19 protein-coding genes are annotated in these 18,833 nt (G+C 69.8%); 6 read left to right on the top strand and 13 right to left on the bottom strand.

Features of this window, described 5'->3' with window-relative positions:
- Positions 1 to 44: 44 nt before the first annotated feature.
- A complete protein-coding gene (locus tag ABZW60_RS25910) occupies positions 45 to 623 on the bottom strand; it encodes a TetR family transcriptional regulator (RefSeq protein ID WP_355480950.1) in 579 nt (192 codons plus the stop codon).
- Between the two features lie 48 nt (positions 624 to 671).
- Between ABZW60_RS25910 and ABZW60_RS25905 the strand changes: the two genes are divergently transcribed.
- Positions 672 to 1,460 (top strand): class I SAM-dependent methyltransferase, encoded by a 789-nt coding sequence (locus ABZW60_RS25905; RefSeq protein ID WP_355480949.1) that lies wholly within the window; start codon positions 672 to 674, stop codon positions 1,458 to 1,460.
- A 42-nt stretch (positions 1,461 to 1,502) separates the two neighbouring features.
- On the opposite strand, the gene ABZW60_RS25900 is transcribed toward ABZW60_RS25905, so the two are convergent.
- Genes ABZW60_RS25900 through ABZW60_RS25885 form a run of 4 tightly spaced genes read right to left on the bottom strand, consistent with a single transcriptional unit; the run spans position 1,503 to position 5,351 of the window.
- Complete coding sequence (locus ABZW60_RS25900) at positions 1,503 to 2,060, bottom strand: hypothetical protein (RefSeq protein WP_355480947.1); 558 nt, start codon at positions 2,058 to 2,060, stop codon at positions 1,503 to 1,505.
- 21 nt (positions 2,061 to 2,081) lie between these two features.
- Positions 2,082 to 3,311 carry an ABC transporter permease gene (locus tag ABZW60_RS25895; RefSeq protein ID WP_355480945.1) on the bottom strand — a complete coding sequence of 410 codons (1,230 nt, stop codon included), beginning with the start codon at positions 3,309 to 3,311 and terminating at the stop codon, positions 2,082 to 2,084.
- Positions 3,311 to 4,003, bottom strand: a complete 693-nt coding sequence (locus ABZW60_RS25890) for an ABC transporter ATP-binding protein (protein ID WP_355480943.1) — start codon at positions 4,001 to 4,003, stop codon at positions 3,311 to 3,313. Before ABZW60_RS25890 ends, ABZW60_RS25895 begins: the two co-directional genes overlap by 1 nt.
- Positions 3,993 to 5,351, bottom strand: coding sequence for an HlyD family efflux transporter periplasmic adaptor subunit (locus tag ABZW60_RS25885; protein ID WP_355480941.1), 1,359 nt, complete (start codon positions 5,349 to 5,351; stop codon positions 3,993 to 3,995). The genes ABZW60_RS25890 and ABZW60_RS25885 overlap by 11 nt, the downstream gene beginning before the upstream one ends.
- A 266-nt stretch (positions 5,352 to 5,617) precedes the next feature.
- Here ABZW60_RS25885 and ABZW60_RS25880 point away from each other — a divergent pair, with 266 nt between their 5' ends.
- From ABZW60_RS25880 to ABZW60_RS25870, 3 genes are all read left to right on the top strand, one after another.
- Entirely contained in the window at positions 5,618 to 5,989 is a 372-nt protein-coding gene (locus ABZW60_RS25880) for an RNA polymerase-binding protein RbpA (protein ID WP_130448290.1), read from the top strand.
- 90 nt (positions 5,990 to 6,079) lie between these two features.
- Positions 6,080 to 6,667 carry a TetR/AcrR family transcriptional regulator gene (locus ABZW60_RS25875; protein ID WP_355480939.1) on the top strand — a complete coding sequence of 196 codons (588 nt, stop codon included), beginning with the start codon at positions 6,080 to 6,082 and terminating at the stop codon, positions 6,665 to 6,667.
- The gene (locus ABZW60_RS25870) at positions 6,664 to 7,818 is read left to right on the top strand and encodes a GDSL-type esterase/lipase family protein (protein WP_355480937.1); all 1,155 of its coding nucleotides are present in this window, start codon (positions 6,664 to 6,666) and stop codon (positions 7,816 to 7,818) included. The genes ABZW60_RS25875 and ABZW60_RS25870 overlap by 4 nt, the downstream gene beginning before the upstream one ends.
- 4 nt (positions 7,819 to 7,822) lie before the next feature.
- Here the strand turns inward: ABZW60_RS25870 and ABZW60_RS25865 are convergent, their stop codons facing one another.
- From ABZW60_RS25865 to ABZW60_RS25840, 6 genes are read right to left on the bottom strand one after another with little or no spacing between them, the layout of a single operon-like run.
- Positions 7,823 to 8,164, bottom strand: coding sequence for a hypothetical protein (locus ABZW60_RS25865; protein ID WP_355480935.1), 342 nt, complete (start codon positions 8,162 to 8,164; stop codon positions 7,823 to 7,825).
- Entirely contained in the window at positions 8,151 to 8,462 is a 312-nt protein-coding gene (locus ABZW60_RS25860; protein ID WP_355480934.1) for a hypothetical protein, read from the bottom strand. The genes ABZW60_RS25865 and ABZW60_RS25860 overlap by 14 nt, the downstream gene beginning before the upstream one ends.
- Before the next feature lie 2 nt (positions 8,463 to 8,464).
- Positions 8,465 to 9,694, bottom strand: a complete 1,230-nt coding sequence (locus ABZW60_RS25855; RefSeq protein WP_355480932.1) for a divalent metal cation transporter — start codon at positions 9,692 to 9,694, stop codon at positions 8,465 to 8,467.
- A complete protein-coding gene (locus ABZW60_RS25850; RefSeq protein WP_355480930.1) occupies positions 9,691 to 10,122 on the bottom strand; it encodes a hypothetical protein in 432 nt (143 codons plus the stop codon). Before ABZW60_RS25850 ends, ABZW60_RS25855 begins: the two co-directional genes overlap by 4 nt.
- Positions 10,064 to 12,403, bottom strand: a complete 2,340-nt coding sequence (locus ABZW60_RS25845; protein ID WP_355480928.1) for an FUSC family protein — start codon at positions 12,401 to 12,403, stop codon at positions 10,064 to 10,066. The genes ABZW60_RS25850 and ABZW60_RS25845 overlap by 59 nt, the downstream gene beginning before the upstream one ends.
- Before the next feature lie 26 nt (positions 12,404 to 12,429).
- Positions 12,430 to 13,350 (bottom strand): MBL fold metallo-hydrolase, encoded by a 921-nt coding sequence (locus ABZW60_RS25840; RefSeq protein ID WP_355480926.1) that lies wholly within the window; start codon positions 13,348 to 13,350, stop codon positions 12,430 to 12,432.
- Between the two features lie 82 nt (positions 13,351 to 13,432).
- On the opposite strand from ABZW60_RS25840, the gene ABZW60_RS25835 reads away from it, so the two are divergent.
- Together ABZW60_RS25835 and ABZW60_RS25830 are read left to right on the top strand one after the other, a co-directional pair.
- Complete coding sequence (locus tag ABZW60_RS25835; RefSeq protein WP_355480924.1) at positions 13,433 to 14,281, top strand: LysR family transcriptional regulator; 849 nt, start codon at positions 13,433 to 13,435, stop codon at positions 14,279 to 14,281.
- Between the two features lie 76 nt (positions 14,282 to 14,357).
- The gene (locus tag ABZW60_RS25830; protein ID WP_355481797.1) at positions 14,358 to 15,824 is read left to right on the top strand and encodes an AAA family ATPase; all 1,467 of its coding nucleotides are present in this window, start codon (positions 14,358 to 14,360) and stop codon (positions 15,822 to 15,824) included.
- A gap of 491 nt (positions 15,825 to 16,315) precedes the next feature.
- Here ABZW60_RS25830 and ABZW60_RS25825 read toward each other — a convergent pair whose 3' ends face one another.
- Both ABZW60_RS25825 and lnt read right to left on the bottom strand, forming a co-directional pair.
- Positions 16,316 to 16,786 carry an FxsA family protein gene (locus ABZW60_RS25825; protein WP_355480922.1) on the bottom strand — a complete coding sequence of 157 codons (471 nt, stop codon included), beginning with the start codon at positions 16,784 to 16,786 and terminating at the stop codon, positions 16,316 to 16,318.
- A gap of 99 nt (positions 16,787 to 16,885) precedes the next feature.
- A complete protein-coding gene (gene lnt, locus ABZW60_RS25820) occupies positions 16,886 to 18,460 on the bottom strand; it encodes an apolipoprotein N-acyltransferase (RefSeq protein ID WP_355480920.1) in 1,575 nt (524 codons plus the stop codon).
- Positions 18,461 to 18,833 lie beyond the last annotated feature (373 nt).

The raw sequence follows: 18,833 nt of genomic DNA, 5'->3' as shown, positions 1-18,833 counted from the left end.
AGCTGAGTGGGCAACCTCCGTGGCCGGTGGAGCGCGTGGGGCGGCTAGGCGGGTAGGACGGAGGTGATGAAAGTGCGTACCTCGGGGACTGTGGGGCGAGTGCCTGTGCGGTCGGCGAAGAGGAGGTGGGTGGAGCCGATCAAGGTCAGGCCGAGGACGTCGGTGTTGGTGCCGGCCGGGATCCGGCCGTAGGTCTGCTCGGCGGACAAATAGTCCCGGATCGCCTGCCCGGCCTCGGTCAGGATCGGTACGCCGGTGGGCACCGCCTCCCGCAACCGCGCACGCAGACCGTCGCGGGAAATGGTCAGGCTGACGATCGCCACCGCGACCGACCCGAACAGATCGGTCAGCATCGTGGTCAGGTTGTCGACGACAGTCCCCTGCCCCGCCGACTGCAGCAGCGTCTCGGCCTGGGCGTCGAGCCGCCGGATCCGGTCGAGGACGAGCTCGGCGAGGAACCCGTCGAAGTCCGTGAAGTGCTTGTGCAGCACGCCTTTCGCACACCCGGCCTCGTTGGTCACGGCCCGGCTCGTGAGCGCCTCCGGCCCGTCCCGCAGCAGCACCCGTTCGGCCGCGTCGAACAGCCGCTCCCGCGCATCACGCATCGCCACGCCGGTCGGCATACACACCTCGCTTGACACAAATGGGCACCCGCCCACTACCGTGGGCACATGCCCACTCTACCGCCGCAACCCCACCAGAAACGCGACATGGCCGAATCGTTCGGCATCGACCCAGCCCTGTACGACCGCGCACGACCCCGCTACCCCGACGCCCTCGTCAACACGATCGTCGCCGCTGCCCCGGGCCCCGACATCCTCGACGTCGGCTGCGGCACCGGCATCAGCTCACGCCAGTTCCAGGCAGCCGGATGCCACGTCCTCGGCGTCGACGTGGACGAGCGAATGGCGGCCTACGCACGCTCCACCGGAGTCACCGTCGAGGTCTCACCCTTCGAGTCCTGGGACGCCGCCGGCCGCACGTTCGACGCGCTCGTCGCCGGCATGACGTGGCACTGGATCGACCCCGCGATCGGCGCCGAGAAGGCCGCCGATGTCCTCCGCCCGGGCGGCACCTTCGCGGTCTTCTGGTACGTCCTCCAGCCCCCGTCCGACCTCGGCGCAGCGTTCGCCGCCGCCTACGACGACGTACTCCCCAGCAACCCCCAGACGGCCGCGGCCCCACAAACGGCGTACCAGCAGATCATCGACCGAATCGCCGGCAACCTCACCGCGACCGGCGCCTTCACCAACCTCCAGCGTCCCACCTTCGACTGGACACGCGAGTACACCCGCGACGAATGGCTCGACCAGCTCCGCACCAGCGGCCTGGCCAAACCCCTGGCCGACGCCGGCAAGCTCGACACCGTCCTCACCCGGACCGCGGCCGCCATCGACGCCGTCGGCGGCGCCTTCACGCTCGACTCCTCCGCCGTAGCCCTCACCGCCACCCGCGGGTGACGTGCGCCCGGCCGGGGTGCTGGCCGGGCGCACGGGTCTCAATCAGCGCGACGACGGCGACGCGCTGGGGTTGTTGCGGAAACCGCCACCGAACGAGCCCTGCCGGACGGTGTTGGCGGTGATGGTGCCGTTCGAGTTCTGGCCGCTGACGACGACCTGCTCGCCGGCCTTCAGGTCCGCGGCCGTGCCCTTCGCGGTGATCTCGTACGTCGTGTCGCCGGTGAGCTTGACCGTGACGTTGCCGGACTGCGTCTTCACGACCAGCTCGGAGCTGTTCGCCGACACGACCGTGCCGACGGTGCCGCCGCCACCCTGCCCGCCGCCCGGGAACTGGCCCGGCGCGTTCTGCCCGTTCTGGCCACGAAACCCCCCGTACCCGCCGGCGCCGCGCCCACCGGCCTGCGGCTGGTTCGACGAGCTGTCCGACGCGAACGCCGCGTGCAGCCCGGCGCCGCCACCGAGACCGATCGCGAGCACGACGACGCCGGTCAGGATCGCCGTCGCCAGCGGCAGGTTGAGGGTCTTCTTCGGCTTCAGCGCCGCGTCGACCTCCTCGTCGGACCCGATCTGGGCGAACTCGTCGGGCGTCTGGTTACTCATCTGCAAGACCTCTCACTCATGTCACTCGTGACGTAGCGCATCGATGGGACGGAGACCGGCGGCTCGGTGCGCCGGCATGCTGCCGAAGAACAGGCCGACCGCCGCGGACACGCCGAGCGCGAGCCCGATCGACGACGGCACCAGCACGGGCTGGACGCCGGCCAGCTGGAAACGGGTGACGATCAGCGCGGCCCCGACGCCGACCGCACCGCCGATCAGGCTGAGCAGCGTCGCCTCGATCAGGAACTGGCCGAGGATGGTCCGCCGCCGGGCGCCGAGCGCCTTGCGGATCCCGATCTCCCGGGTCCGTTCGGTGACGGTGACCAGCATGATGTTGGTGACCCCGATGCCGCCGACGACCAGGCTGATCGCGGCCACGGTGGCGAGCAGGGCGGTGAACGTCGCCGCGGTGTCCTGGCTGGTCTGCAGGATCTGCGCCGAGTTCGTGATCCGGAACGGCGATGTCTCGGTCGCCGGCACCTGGTGCCGGGCGGTCAGCAGCTGCGTGACCTCGGCCTGCGCGGTGTCGACCCGGTTCTGGTCCGCGGCCTGGACGACGATCTGGCTCAGCGCGCCGTACCCGGCCTGGGTCGCCCGGAGCGTGTTGATCGGGACGATCGCGGTCGCGTTCGGGTCGTTGAACCCGGTGCTGTCCTTGCTCGCCAGGACGCCGAGCACGGTGAAGTCGACCGCGCCGAGCTTGATCGTCTGCCCGACCGCGCTCGCGGGCCGCGTGAACAGCTCGGTCGCCGCGGTCTGCCCGAGCAGGATGACCCGCCGCGAGCCGTCCACGTCGGCCTGCGTGAACGAGCTGCCGATCTGCACCGGCGTGTTGGTGGCGGGCAGGTACGCCGGGGTCGTGCCGATCACCTGGTTGACCGTGTAGCTGGTGTCGCCGTTGGTCGCCGTACCGGAGCTGGTCATCACCGGCGCCACGGAGGAGACGTCCGGCACCAGGTTCTTGTCGGCCAGCGCCGCGGCGTCGTCGAGCGTGAGGCTGTACTGCTGGTTGGCCGGGCCGGCCTGTCCGCGGACGAACCCACCGCCACCGCCGGTGGTGGAGACCGTCAGCAGGTTCGTGCCCATCGCTTCGAGCCGGTCCTGCACGGCCTTGCCGGAGCCGTTGCCGACCGCAACCAGCACGATCACGGCGCCGACGCCGATCGACACCCCGAGGACGGTCAGCAGCGATCTCAGCTTGTTCGCGGTGAGGCCGCGCAGCGCGGCGCCCATCAGGTCGCGTGGTGACATCAGCGGGTCACCTCGTCGGAGACGATCCGGCCGTCGGAGACGTGCACCAGCCGCCGGGCCCGGGCCGCGACCTCGTGCTCGTGGGTGATCACGATGATCGTCCGGCCGCCGGCGTGCAGGTCGTCGAACATGCCCAGCACCTCGTCGGTCGAGTGCGCGTCGAGGTTGCCGGTCGGTTCGTCGGCGAGCAGGATCCGCGGCCCCGTCGCGAGCGCGCGGGCGATTGCGACCCGCTGCTGCTGGCCGCCGGACAGCTGGTTGGGCCGGTGACCGGTGCGGTCGGCCAGGCCGACCATCTCGAGCGCGCGGTTGGCCCGCTTGCGGCGTTCGCCCCGGCGCAGGTGCGCGTAGGTGAGCGGCAGTTCGACGTTCGCGAGCGCGGTGGTCCGCGGGATCAGGTTGAACGACTGGAAGATGAACCCGATCTTCCGGCCGCGGACGAGGGCCTGCTGGTCCTCGCTCAGCCTGGCCACGTCGCTGCCGTCCAGCCGGTACTCCCCGCGGGACGGTACGTCGAGGCAGCCGAGGATGTTCATCAGCGTCGATTTGCCGGATCCGGACGAGCCCATCACCGCGACGTACTCGCCGGCGTCGATCCGCAGCGAGACGCCCCGGAGGGCGTGGACCGCGGTCTCGCCCTGGCCGTACGTCTTGGTGACGTCCCGGATCTCGATCAGGGACTCAGCGGCCACGGAAGCCTCCGGCGCCGGTGCCCTGGCCGAGACCGCCGCCCGGGAACTGGCCGCCGCCCGGCTGCTGCCCCTGCCGGTTCTGGCCGTTCTGGGTCCCGGTGCCGCCGATCGCGCCCTGCAGCAGCTCGATCTGGTCGCCTTCGTTCAGGCCGGAGGTGATCTGGGTGTAGCTGTCGCCGCGGACGCCGACCTGGACCTCGCGCGTCCCGCTGCCGTCGGCCATCGTGACGGTGGACGTCGTCCCGCTGGTCGCGATCGCGGTACTCGGGACGTAGAGCGCGTTGGCGGCCTTGGCGGTCTGGACCGTGACGTTCGCGGTCTGGCCGATCCGGGCGTTGGCCGGGAGCTTGGCGAGGCTGAAGGTGGCCGAGTACGACACCACGCCGTTGGTGGTGGTCGGCGTCGGCGAGACGGTCGCCAGCGAGGCGGTCAGCGTCGTGCCGGGTTCGGCGTTCAGCGTGACGGTCGCGGTCTGGCCGGCCTTGATCTTGATCGCGTCCGCCTCGGCGAACGCGGCCACGACCTGGAGCGCCTTCAGGTCGGCGATGTCGACGAACCCGGTGCCGGACGTGGTCGACGTACCGGAGCTGGAGGCTGAACCTTGACCTGAGGTCGAGCCTTGTCCGCCGGTGCCTGAACCGGAGCTCGAACTCGAACCGGACCCGCCGGCCACCGAGCCGACCGAGCCGTTGACCGCGGTGATCGTGCCGGCGATCGGGGCCTTGAGCGTGGTCGCGTCGACCGCCGCCTGGGCCGCCTCGACGTTCTGGTCGGCCTGCTCCTTGTCGGCCTTCGCCTTCGCCAGGCTCGCCTCAGCGTTGCTGACGGCAACTTCCGGGCTCTGACTCTGACCTTGACCTTGAGACTGCTGGGTCTGCTGCTGACCGTTCGTCGGGGTGGGTGTCGGCGAGGCCGAGGCTTCCTCGGCCTCCTCGAGGGCGTCCTGCGCGTCGTTCAGTGTCTCCTCGGCCGCGGTGACCGAGTTCGCCGAAGCGATCTGGTTCTGCTGCGCGATCCGCAACTGCCGCTCGGCGGCGGACGGGTCGACCTTCGCGATCGCGGCGCCCTTGGCGACCACCTGGCCGACCTTCACCAGCACCTGGGTCACCGTCCCGGAGGTCTCGAACTGCGGGGACGCGGTCTGGGAGCTCTGCAGGGTGCCGCTGGACCTCACGCTCGCGGTCACCTCGCCCCGCTGCACCGCCACGGTCGGCCGGGTCGCACCGGCGGCCGGCGGATCCTTCTTGAAGAAGAGGAAGTAGGCGGTGACGGCGATGACGAGGACGATGGCCACCAGAGCCACGTTCACGAAGTTGAGGCCACGGATCTTGTGGCGGGGTAGCACCATGGGAGCAGACGGTAGGGACCGATGCTGAGGAGGAGATCCTCAGTTCCTGGCAACAACCTGTGAACCAGATATCGATTTGGCGCGTCGTACGTCGGGCGGCAGGCGACACCTGGCAGCGGTGCGGGATCTGTGAACAGACGATGACAGCAGGTCACGACGGTGTTATCAGGGGCTGTCAGGTGCGTACATATGGCTCGGACATGCCAAAATGGGAATGATCCGGGCCGGCCGACCGTTGGCACGGATGACGATCTCGGAGGTTTGACATGTCTAATCGCGTACTGCGTGGTTCGGGGCTGGGTGGGGTCAGCTTCGAGGATGACCGTGGTGTCGAGTTCGCGCCGCGCCAGATGATCACGTACGACTGCCCCCGCGGCCACGTGGTCGAGGTGACCATGGCGCACGACGCCGAGGTGCCCGCGGTCTGGGAATGCCCGCACTGCGGCAGCGAGGCCGCCCGGTCCACCGGCGAGAAGCCGGAGCCGAAGCAGGAGAAGCCGGCCCGTACGCACTGGGACATGCTGCGCGAGCGCCGGAGCATCTCGGAGCTGGAGGAGCTGCTGGCCGAGCGGGTCGAGCTGCTCCGCAAGGGCGAGATCGGCCCGGCGCACCTGCACCGGACCAAGCGCACCGCCTGAACCACCCGGGAACCCTCATCGCAACGGCGCGGTGGGGGTTTCTTCTTGATCTCATTTGCCTAAAGGTTTTAGGTTTTTGCATAATGAGGTATGGCAAGAGTGGGGTTGAGCGGCGAGCGCCTGGCGCGGGCCGGGGCGGAGCTGGCCGATGAGGTCGGGTTCGACCAGGTCACCGTGTCGGCGCTGGCGCGGCGGTTCGGCGTGCAGGTGGCGAGCCTGTATTCCCATGTCCGCAACTCCGACGACCTGAAGGTCCGCATCGCCACCGTCGCTCTCACCGAGCTCGCCGACCAAGCGGCCGCTGCCGTTGCCGGCCGCGCGGGCCGCGACGCCTTGGTAGCCCTGGGCGACGTCTACCGCAGCTACGCCACGACTCACCCCGGCCGCTACACAGCCTCCCGCTACGCCCCACCCACCTCGGTCCTGGGGGCGGAGTTCGTAGCGGCCGGGAAGCGGCACTCGGAGCTGATGCGGGCGGTTTTGCGCGGGTACGACCTGGACGAGCCGGCCGCGACCGACGCCGTACGGCTGCTCGGCAGTGTCTTCCACGGCTACGTGACGCTCGAACTTTCCGGCTCGTTCAGCTACAGCGAACCGTCCAGCGGCGCCAGTTGGCCCCGGATCCTGGACGCCATCGACTCCCTCCTCCGCACCTGGCCCGAGAGGCACTCTTCGTGATCACCACCCCCATCACCATCGACCTGCTGCGCGGCGCGCTCGACCTCGAGCAGACCGAGCGCGGCGTCCTGCCACACCGCCTCCCCGCCTGGGCGCGAACGCAGTACGACGACGGCCAGATGTCCATGGTCGACTCGCAGCCCTCCGGCGTGCGCCTCGTGTTCGGCACCAGCGCGACCGCGATCGAGCTCGACACCCTGCCGACGAAGCGCGACTACACCGGCGCTCCCCCGCGCCCCGACGGCGTGTACGACGTCCTCGTCGACGGTCAGCTGCACACGCAGCTCACCGCCCAGGGCGGCGATGTGATCACGATCGACCTGACGACCGGTGCCACCGAGACCCGCCGCGGTCAGACCCAGACACTGCGCGTGACCGGGCTGGCCGCCGTACCGAAGACGGTCGAGATCTGGCTGCCGCACGACGAGACCACCGAGCTCGTTGCCCTGCGTACCGATGCGCCGGTCGAGCCGGTCGCCGCGACCCGGCGCGTCTGGCTGCACCACGGCAGCTCGATCAGCCACGGCTCCAACGCGACGCATCCGACCGGGACCTGGCCCGCGCTGGTCGCAGCCCAGGCAGGAGTGGAGCTGATCAACCTCGGGTTCGGCGGGAGTGCGTATCTGCAGCCGTTCATCGCCCGCACGATCCGCGACACGCCCGCGGACCTGATCAGCCTCAAGCTCGGCATCAACATCGTGAACTCCGACGGCCTCCGGCTGCGCGCGTTCACGCCTGCCGTGCACGGCTTCCTGGACACCATCCGCGACGGTCACCCCGACACGCCGCTGCTGGTCGTCTCCCCCATCCTCTGCCCGATCCACGAGGACACCCCCGGCCCGACCGGCTGGGACCTCGCCGCACTGGCCGCCGGCGAACTGCGCTTCACCGCGACCGGCAACCCCGACGAGATCCCCGCGGGCAAGCTCACCCTGTCGGTCATCCGCGCCGAGCTCGCCCGGATCGTCGCCCAGCGAGCCCTCACCGACCCGAACCTGCACTACCTCGACGGCCGCGAGCTCTACGGCGAGGCGGACAACCTCAATCATCCGCTTCTCGACGACCTCCACCCCGACGCCACCACCCACACCCTCCTGGCCGACCGCTTCACCCGCCACACCTTCACCTCGAAGGGCCCCTTCGCGGACTGAGCGGTCAGTAGCGGGCGAAGTCCTCCAGGCGGTGGAGGCCGGCGCGGCCCCGGGTGATGGTGACGGTGTCGCCGGCGATCTCGGCGACGTCTTCCCAGGGGAGGTACCAGACCTCGCCGAGCCGCCAGTGCATCAGGCGGCGCAGCAGCTCCGGGCCGACGTGGCGCTCGTAGCCGAACAGTCGGGTGGCGCGGTTCTCCACGACGATCAGGCCGTCGACCCGCAGCGCGCGCTGCATCGAGACCAGCATCGGGCCGTCCTGGACCAGGCGGACGTCCGCGACGCCGCCGATCACGTCGCCGTCGGCGTCCAGGACCCGGTGTCCGAGCAGGTCATTCAGCCGCATCGCCGGCTCCGGGGATCTTCGCGATCACGTGCTTCTCGACCCAGTCGTCGTAGTAGTCGAGGTCGAGATCGTCGACCACGACCGTCACCGCCGTGTCGATGGCGGCGATCCGGCGGGCCGTGATCCGCTCCCGGCCGGAGATCAGCGCGGCCACCACCGGCGGGTCGGCGTCCAGGTCGAGGTCGACGTCGTCGATCTTCCCGGCCAGGTGACCGTCGGCCTGGTCGATCAGCTGCCGGTCGAGCAGGTGCAGCTGGGCGTGCAGCACACGGCCCGATTCGGCGGGTGTGCGGGGCATGGTCACTGCCCTCCCTTCGTGATGATCATCAGCGGTATCGCGGCCGCCGAGGCGACCACCAGCAACGCCAGGTAGATCAGCCCGACCGCGTTCCGTACCGGACCGTTCCTCGCCTCGCCGACATAGTCGGGGTCGTTGGCAACGATCAGGATCGGCAGGTAGGTGAGCGGCAGCGCCATCGCCGCGAACACCACGGAGTACTCCGTCACCAGCACCGGATCGACGGAGGTCAGCAGCGTCAGCATCGCCAGCACGATGCACACGATCATCACCACATGGAACCGCGACGCCTCCCGCGGCCGGACCAGCTTGCCCCACTGCCAGCCGCGGTACTGCGCGATCGTGTAGCCGCACGACAACGCCGTCTCCAGCGCCGCGCCGAACGTCGCCGCGAACACGCCGATCAGCACGACAGCCAACCCGAGCTTGCCGAGGGCAACCGCCACCGGCAACGTCACCTGGCCGAGCGTCCCGACCTGGATCCCCGCGGGCAGGAACAGGACCGCGGTGCACCCCATGATCGCCAGCGACAGGATTCCACCGAGCGGGAACCCGACGAAGACGTTCGACCGGGCGGTCGCCAGGTCACGCCGGGTCCACTTCTCCTCGACCCCTCCGGAGGAGAAGAAGAACACCTCGTACGGCGTCATCGCCGCGCCGAACAGCGCGATCGCGAAGTACGCGTACGTCGACCAGTCCTCGTGGCCGATCGGGTGCGGCCGGGTTGCCTGATGCAACAGCTCGCCCCAGTCCGGCCCGAGCTTGAACAGCGCGACCGCGAACACGATCAGCAGCAGCCCGAGCAGCCCGAAGATCTGCTCCAGGCGGGAGAATTTCACCCGCCAGATCACCAGCCACACCGCGAACGCGGCGAGCGGCATCCAGAGCAGGTACTGCACGCCGCTCGCGAGCTCGAAGGCGAGCGCGACACCGCCGATCTCGGCGATCAGGGTCAGCAGCGTGACCAGGAACGACGCCACCAGGGTCAGCAGGCCGGTCCGGGGCCCGAGCCGCTCGCGGATCAGGTCGAACACCGGCCGCCCGGACATCGCCACGACCCGCCCGCACATCTCGGCGTACAGGCAGATCCCGATCACGCCGACGATCACGACCCACGCCAGGTGCATGCCGAACCGTGCGCCGACCAGCGCGTTCGTGACCAGGTCGCCGATGTCCACGAATCCGCCGATCGCGGTCAGGATCCCGAGCGTGACGCCGAGCAGCTTCTTCACTGGGTGAGCTCCCCGATCCGGCCGAGGTCGGCGCTCGAGCGTCGCAGCGCCGGGAGCTGCTGCTCGGCCGCCGCGAGATCGTCGTTGCCGAGCGCGATCCGGACCGCGGTCACCGCGGTCGTGGCGTCGTCGAGGGTCTTGGTGACCTGCTCGTAGAGCCGCGTCGAGGTCTCCGTCGAGGGTTGCTGGGCGGTGAACGAGCTCGCGGCGCTCTCGACACCCTTCTCGGCGTCCTTCACGATCTGTCCGGCGGGCTGCTTCCACAGATGGTTGGCCCGTAGCTGCTCGACAGCCAGGCGCGTCGTGTTCACCTCGGAGGCCGCCTCCCGCGCCGACTGCGCGGCGGCGGAGCGGAGCTTCTGGTCCGGGTTACCGCAGCCGCTCAGGATCAGCAGTGCCAGCAGTGCGATCGCCACTGCCCGACGCATGGTCACCATCCTCGGTCCGATAGTCGTACGACGGCCCGGTACCCAGCAGCATGCCGTGCCCTGTCGTACGCCGGGCCGCGGACGCGAGGCTCGGCTGCAGGCGCCGTACCGCTTCGAGGTGACTGTGCGTCCAGAGGATCCTGATCGCTGTCGGCGTCGCCTGACCGTCGCGGTCGTAGAGGTCGCGTCGCACGGCGTCGATCAGCCGCGCCTTCGTCGCGTGATCGTGCTCCAGCGGCTCGGGGACGCGTTCCTGCCCGTCGACGCTGCGCGCGAGGTCGGCGTACCACCGCAGCAGCCGGTCCGCCGACGCGAGGAGTGCGGCCTGCGCCGCGGCGCGGTCGTCCGACGGCGGGCGCCCGTCGGCGTACCGTTCCCAGAGCTCGAGTACGGCGTCCGCGGCCAGGCGGATCCCGACGACGCCGGTCACGAGCGCTGTCATCTCGCTCAGCGGCACCGGCTTCGCGCCGCGCTCGGCGAGGTACGTGCGGAACGTGTCGTCCAGCCGGCGGGCCGCGGCCGCCGCGCGCCGGCCGTCCTGCGGTGCGGTCGGTCCGGGCCCGCAGCACGACACGGCGTACCCGACGACGCTGACGAGGTACTGCGCGCTGTCGACGTACGCCTCGGCGAGCGCCTTGCCGACCGCTGTCGACGCTCCGCGCGGCCAGAACAGCAGCCCGACGAGCAGACTCACCGCGCAGCCGAGCGCGATGTCCTCGATCCGGAACAGGATCAGCGACCAGCCTTCCGGCTGCGCGATGTTGAAGAGGATCACCAGCGTGACCGTGAACGCGGCCTGACCGGTCGCGAACGAGATCGCCGCCGGCACGATGCCCGCGATCAGGACCGCGACCGGGAGCAGGATCCACAGCACGACGCTGTTCTCGCCGATCAGCACCAGGAGACCGCCGCCGATCAGCGAGCCGACCACAGTGCCGCCGACGGCGCGGTACGCGTTCTGGCCGGTGTTGAGCGCGTTCGAGCGCAGCACCGACAGAGTGCCGAGGATGACCCAGAAGCCGTGCTGGACGCCGGTGAGGTTCGCGAGCGCCACCGCGGCCGCGAGCCCGGCCGCGCCACGGATGCTGTTGTGCAGCCACACCGAATGCCGCTCGAGATGCGCGGCGGCGCGTTCGGCCGCGCTGGTGACCGGCTCCGTCAGCGAGCGCGGCTCCCGCCCGAGCAGCCGGTCCGTCCAGCTGCGCTGATCCGCGATGCGCGCGGTCTCCACGTTCTGCGCGACCAGCAGGACCGCGAAGCCGATCTCCTGCGCCCGGAACGACACGTTCAGGCTGCTCATCAGCTCGGCCGGCGTTCCGTACGCCGACGGCAGCCGAGCGACCGCGATCTCCTCCAGTGCCGTGACCGCGTCGCGCAGCGCTCGTGCCGCCTCGGTCAGGCCGTCGACGGCGAGCCTTGGATCGTCGAGCAGCTCCGCGCCGCGTTCCAAGACGTCAGCGGCCGCGAGGTGCACCGCGGCGGACTCGCCGTCACCGCCGGGGAGCACCGCGGGACGCGCGTCGCCGAGGATCGCGCTCAGCCAGGTGAGTTCGTCGACCAGCCGCACCAGCGCCCTGGAGCCTGTCGACAGACCGGTCGGCCGGTACGGCGTCGCGGTGAACGTACGCCGCAACTCGTCGATCAGGGTCGTGGTCCGATCCATCCGTACGGCGCAGATCTCCGCCGTGTCACGCGCCTCGGAACGCAACTGTGCGGCCGCTGCCCGGCACACCCGGGACGCCGGTGCCGCGAGCGGATCGGTCCATGGCCTCGGCCACAGGAGCGAGACCGCGAGGACTGCCGCCGCGGCTGCGATCGCGACCCCGGCCAGTCGATCCGGCAACATCGCCAGCGGGCCCGGTGTGGCGACCGAGAGGATGAAGGCGAGCAGCAACGACGTACCGGCGCCGGCCAGGACCGAGCTGACGACCCCGGAGAACAGGACCACGAAGCCCACGACAGCGGTCGCCACGATCGCGGTCCAGACGGAGCGGCCCGCCAACGTGCCGAGCGAGACCAGCACGAGCCAGGCCACCGCGAGCTGCACCTGGGCGCGGACCCGTTGCACCTTGGAGCCCGGGAAGTCGACCAGCAACAGCATCGCGAACGCGCCGAACGCGGCGAACGTCGCCACCGTCGGCGCGTGCAGGACCTTGGCGCAGAACGCGAACAGCGTGGGCATCACGATCGCCGTCCGCGCCGCCCGCCGCGTCGCCGCCAGCCCCGGATCGCGCGCCCGCAGCCAGGCGACGAGACGCCGGTCGAGCTTCACCACCCGCATCCCGCCTCTCGCCGAGCCCGATGGCGTCAGTCTGCTCCATCCGACCGGCTGTGGTCACGCGGATGTTCCGAGCAGAGACAGCCGACGCCACGCTCGATCCATTCGGGGAGCCGCCAGTCGGGGTGCCGCCGGATCATCAGGTCCCGGATCTCGGCCGCGGTCGTCTCCTCCGACACCCCCGAGTCACGCCGGCGCCAGGTCTCGTCGCGGAGCTCGGTCAGGTAGTCGCGGACCTGGACCAGCAGCCGCGCGTCACCGACGTCACCGTGGCCGGGCACAACGATCCGGTGGCCCTCCCCGGCGAGGCGGTCCATGACCTCGATCCAGCGCACGCCGGACACGTCGACGTCGTACGGAGGGAACCACGGGAAGATCGCGAACTGTCCCGCCTCGGCCAGATCACCGGTGAACAGGATGCCTTCGTCGGGGACGGTGACGACCTGGTCGCCCTTGCTGTGCGCGCGGCCGGTCGGTCGCAGGTGGACGGTGCGGCCGCCGAGGTCCAGCGTGTACGTGTCGTCGTACGTGTGGTCGGGGATCGGGATGCGGACGTCGTGGAGCTCGCGCGCGACGGGCTCGCCGAGCTGACGGAACATCGCCAGGTACCCCACGCCCTTGGTCGCGAGGTCGTCGGCCTGGGCGGCGTTGACGAGGTAGGTCGCCTCACCGGCGAAGACCTGCGCGCCGAACGCGTGCTCGGGATGGAAGTGCGTCGTCGTCAGGTACAGCCGGCGGCCGTTCGCGTACGACGTGGCGAACCGCAGTACCCGCTCCGCGTTGCGCGGGCCGAGGCCGGTGTCGACGACGAGGACCGAATGGGTGCCGCCGATCAGGCCGATGTTGGGCACGAGGTCGACGTTCCGGTTCGGGATCACGACGATTTCGCGGGCGAGTTCGTGGACGTCGCCGAGGTCGACGAGCGGGTCGGCGTACGGGTAGTCGGTCATGCGCCCAGCTCAGCACCGGACGTCGCGGCGCGTCCAAGACCGGTCCCGCATCGGCGATACCCGGCGGGTATCGTCGCAGGTGATGGAACTGCTGACCTTGCGATACTTCGTGGCGGTCGCCGAAGAGCTCCACTTCGGGCGGGCCGCGACTCGCCTGCACATGAGCCAGCCACCACTGAGCCGCGCGATCCAGCAGTTGGAGGCCGACCTCGGCACTCCCCTGTTCCAGCGGTCCTCCAGCGGCGTCACTCTGACCCCCGCCGGAACCGCCCTGCTCTCGGAAGCCCGCAAGCTTCTCCAACAGGCCGAACAGGTCCGCACACGAGTCGCTTCCGCCGCCGGCGCCGCAACGCTGACCGTCGGCATCCTCAGCGACAGCACCGACCCCGACGTGTCCAAGCTGGCCGCGGCCTATCGCCGACGCCACCCCAACATCGACGTACGAATCCGCGAAGCCGACCTCACCGACCCGACCTGCGGCCTACGCAACGGCCTGGTAGACGTAGCCCTCACCCGAGGCCCGTTCGACGAAACGGGCCTCCACGTCCAGGTCCTACGCACCGATCCGGTAGGCGCCGTCCTCCGCGCCGACGACCCGCTCTCCGGCCACACCCACCTGAAACTGGCGGACCTAGCCGACCGCCGCTGGTTCCAGTTCCCCACCGGCACCGACGCCACTTGGCAGTCCTACTGGAACGGCGGCGAACTCCGCCAGGGCCCGGTTGTCCGCGCAGTCCAGGAATGCCTCCAGTCAGTCCTCTGGAACGGCACGGTAGGCCTGGCACCCCTGACCCACCACAACCCCGGCAACGAACTAACCACCATCCCCATCGAAGACCTCCCACCCAGCCCGCTCGTCGTCGCCTGGACCAACACCACCCCACTCACCCAGTCCTTCATCCAAACCGCCAGCTCCACCTACCGCACCTGACGGTCCCCGACTTGTGGGGAGACGTCACAATCGTGGCGGACGATGTGAACCAGGCGAGGATCGAGGCCGATTGACTGTGCGACGAAGTGAGCAGGCCGGCATCTGGCAGCAACTGCGGATGGAAGCTGAAGCCCCGCACCTCAATAGAGTCTTGGTCCGATCGTCACCGGTCCTCGCACCCCAGACGATCGATCTGGGTCGATTCACCGTCCTGACCGGCACCCACGGTGTTGGCAAGTCGTACCTGCTACGAGTCTTGAGCCGTACGACGCCGTTGACCGGACATTACTTCCCGCAAGGCCCGCCCTACCTCTACGCATCGGAACGCTACGAGATTGCGGAGCCGCTGCAAGGAGCTTTTCAGGCTGAGTATCGCACCGGCGATGAGTTCGTCCGATGGTCGCTGGACCTCACCAAACCGGACGACGAAATCTTCGCGTCGTATCCGGAGTTCACGCAGGACGACGAACCATGGACGAGTTACGTCGACCCTTCTGTCGCGCTCAGCGATGTGTCCTTCTTCAACAGCAACAGGATGCCCAACATCCGCTTCTCAGAAGCACAACAAATCACCAAGACCGAGCCCGCCCGCCTTCGGCAGATCCTCGGAAAGTCCTACGAGCACCTCTCCTGGAAGACCTGGGTGACAGACGATCTCGAGTTGCCCTTCTTCAACGCAACAGTCGATGGCCACGCCTATACGTCAGACACGATGAGCATGGCTGAACTCTGGGTCCACTACGTTTTGTGGGTCCTGAGGAGCGCGTCTTCATCGAGCATTGTTCTCATCGACGAGCCCGAGACATTCCTGTCACCCACGGGCCATGCCGCGTTTCTGAACGAGATCGCTCGCAAGGCCCTCGAGTCGAAGGCTCAGGTCGTCGTCGCAACACATTCGACCGCGATGATCGCCGCGACTCCGCTCGAATGTCTCCGCGTCATCACTGCCGGCGTGACCGGCGCAAAAGTCAGTAGGCCGTCGACAACAGCCTCGGCGCTGCGCATTCTCGGACTGGAGCCGGCCGTCCGGGCCCTCGTGATCGTCGAGGATGACTTCGCCGCTCTGCTGGTGACACGAACTCTGGGGCTCCTCGCTCCCGACATCGCGGGAACCATCGACGTCGTACCGGCCGGCGGCTCGGCTGCGGCGATCGCGGCCGGCCGTGCGCTCATGCGGTCATCGCGCCTCGGGGTGTGTGTCGTGCTGGATGGCGACCAGCGTGATCGCACACTGTCCGATCCGCGTCCGCCTCTGCTGTACCTACCGGGCGACGCTCCCGAGATCGCCATCAGCGCGCCCAGCAGATCGAACCCGTCCGCTCTGGCCGACCGCCTCGGGCGCACGGTTGACGCCGTCGAGTACGCGCTGGACGGCGGCCGATTCCACGACCATCACGACTGGTTCTCGGCCGCGGCGCGCGCACTGGAGATCTCGCGTGAAGCCTTGGTCGACGGTGTCATCCTCGTCTGGCTGACCGAGACACAGACCTCCGAGGAGGGTCAACAACTCGCCGCTGGCATCAGGGCTGGGCTGCAACTCTGACGTAGTGCGTCTGCGGCGCGGGCCGTGGTTTGCCGCGGTGGGCGTAATCCACGGAGCGGGACGCCTGCCGTCCGAGGCGCCGCCGAGCCCACGGACAACAGCCCTGCGTCGTCGCGGGCGAAGTCCTTGCTCATCATCCCCCCGCTGCCGTCGCCAGCGAGCGGCAGCTCGCCACTGGCCGGCGGCAGCCGGCAACGTCCGGCGCCAGCCGGCACTCCCGGGCGCCAGCCCGGACCCCCGGCGCCAGCCGGAACCCCCGGGCGCCAGCCCGGACCCCCGGCGCCAGCCGGAACCCCCGGGCGCCAGCCCGAACTCCCGGGCGCCAGCCCGACCCCCCGGGCGCCAGCCCGGACCCCCGGCGCAAGCCGGCGCACCCGGCGCCAGCCGGAAGCGGATGCTCCGGCGGTAAGCCGGGGGTGGGTGGGAGTGCGTGGAGCAGCCGCGGTGACGAGCGCAGCGAGGAAGTGAGCGGGTGCGTAGCGCGCGTGGGGCTACTTGTCGGGGTCGACGACCTCGCCCTGGATGACGTCGCCGGACGAGGGCCGGGGCTGGGTGGGGCCGCCGGGCATGAAAGGAGTGAAGGTTGGTGGGGTGAGGGTGGCGGCGCGGCTGCTGACGAAGCGGGTCACCAGGCGGCGGGCGAGCGGGCGTGTGAAGGGAAGGACGAAGAAGAAGCCGAAGATGTCGGTGACGAAGCCGGGGGTGAGCAGCAGGGTGCCGCCGATCAGCACCAGGGCGCCGTCGGTCAGCTCGCGGCCGGGGAGTTTGCCGGTTTCGAGTGCGGTCTGCAGGGCGTTCCAGGCGCGTCGGCCCTCACGCTTGACCAGCCACGCGCCCAGCGCGCTCTCGGCGATCAGCAGGGCGACCGTCGGCCAGCCGCCGATCACCTGGCCGACCTGGATGATCACGAAGATCTCCACGATCGGCACGACCAGCAACGCCAGCCCGATCAACCACGGCATTTTCCGTACCCCTTCCGGTGATTCACCCAAGTGTTACAGGTCGCGGCACCGGTTCCCACGCGCTCGGGGGCCGTTCAGGGTCATCCCGGGTCTCGCAGGTTAAGCGGGCACCTTCTCGGGGCTGCGCGCCGGCCCGGCCGCGGGCGGTGGGGTTGTCGAGTCGCCGGCGCTACGGCGGCGGCGATCGAGGAGGGCGAGCACCAGCCCCAGCAGACCGAGTCCGGTGAGGATCCACTGCGGCCACCCGCCGAGGATCGTGGCCAGTGTGTGCCCGTCGCGCACCGGCACCGTCGCGACGTACACATCAGGAACGAACTGCGCGGACTTGTGCTCGACCGTCCCGTCCGGCCGGATGACACCGGAGATCCCGCTGGTCGACGCGATCAGCACGGTGCGACCGGTCTCGATGGCGCGCATCCGCGTGATCGCGAACTGTTGCTCGGGCTGACCCGTCCCGCCGTACGTCGCGTTGTTGGTCTGCACGATGAGGACCTGCGCACCGCCCTTGACCACGTCCTGGATGACGTTGTCGTACGCGAGCTCGAAGCAGATCACGTCGCCGTACGTGACCCCGCGGATCGGCATCACGCCCGGACCCACACCCGGTACGGTCTGCGCGCCGATCATCTCCAGCCGCTTGATGTACGGCAGCAGCTGGTCGCGGAACGGGATGTACTCGCCGAACGGCACCGGGTGCCGCTTCGCGTACCGCTGTCCCGGGCCGCTCGCCGGGTCCCAGACGATGCCGGTGGTCTGCCGCTCGTTGTCCCCCGGGCCTTCGGTGACGGCGCCGACCAGGATCGGTACGTCGACCGCCTTCACGGCTTCCTCGATGTCGGCGCGGGTCTCGGCGTCCTTGTACGGGTCGATGTCGGTCGAGTTCTCCGGCCAGATCACCACGTCCGGCTTCATCTCGGTGCCCGCCTCGACCCGCTTCTGGAGGTCGAGCGTGGCCTGCAGGTGGTTGCGCGTCACGGTGCGCGCCCGGCCGAGGAACTCCAGCCCCTTGCCCGGCACGTTGCCCTGGACCATCGCGGCCCGCACAGTCTTGCCGTCGCCCTCGGTCGACAGGTGGATCAGCACCGGCCCGAACACGATCGCTAGTCCCGCGGCGAGCGCGACGGCGCGCATCCGCACCACGGTCCCCCGGCGCAGCGCGGCGTACACGAGGACGCCGATGAAGGCGACCACGAAGCTCAGGCCCGCGATGCCGACGTAGGCGGCCAGCCTGCCCAAGGGCTGGTCGGAGAAGGCCCAGGCGAGCTTGCCCCACGGGAACCCGCCGAACGGCACCGACGCGGTCGCGAACTCGGTGGCCACCCACAGGCACGGGATCCACAGCGCCCACAGCCGCAGCTTCAGCACCTGCGTCGCGAACATCCCGAAGACGGCGTAGAACAAGCCCTCGAGGACGGCCAGGGCGATCGCGGCGTCGCCGCCGATCACGCTCAACCACGGCACCAGCACGGCGTAGTACGCGATCCCGAACCCGGCGCCGACCAGGAAGCCGGCCTTCATCGAGATCCCGTTCAGCGCGGCCAGGAACAGCGGCACGGCGACGATCGTCAGCCACGGGAGGTCGTGCGGCTCGAACGCGAAACCGAGCAGCACCCCGGCGGCCACGGCCACCGCCACCCGCGGCAGCAGCCGCACCAGCGCCTTCAACCGGTCCACGCGGTCAACCCCTTGTCCTCACGTCACCGGCGCATCGCCGGTTCGCCCGACCGTACAACGTCCGGGACACGCCAATGTATCCGCCCGGCGGCTATCAGGTGTCACGCGTTGTATCGAGCGGACCGAGAAGGTGCGCGATCTCGACGCTTTCGAAAGCTATCTGCGCACGAACACGCTGCTGAAGGTCCCGGCGCTGGGCCGGATCGCCCGGGTCAACTAATCACACCGCTGCAACTCGTCCCGGGAGAGAGGAAAGAGGCTCGGCGTGCCTTCGGACCAACCGACGATGCACTGGCTGCGCACCGCACGGCTGTTGTCTACTGGCCGCCGAGCCTCTTCCACCTCTGCCCCGCGGGGGGCTCACCGCCGGCGA

It is taken from the genome of Kribbella sp. NPDC003557 (assembly GCF_040610805.1).
In the GTDB taxonomy this organism is placed as follows: domain Bacteria; phylum Actinomycetota; class Actinomycetes; order Propionibacteriales; family Kribbellaceae; genus Kribbella.
This window is presented reverse-complemented; position numbering and strand designations above follow the sequence as displayed.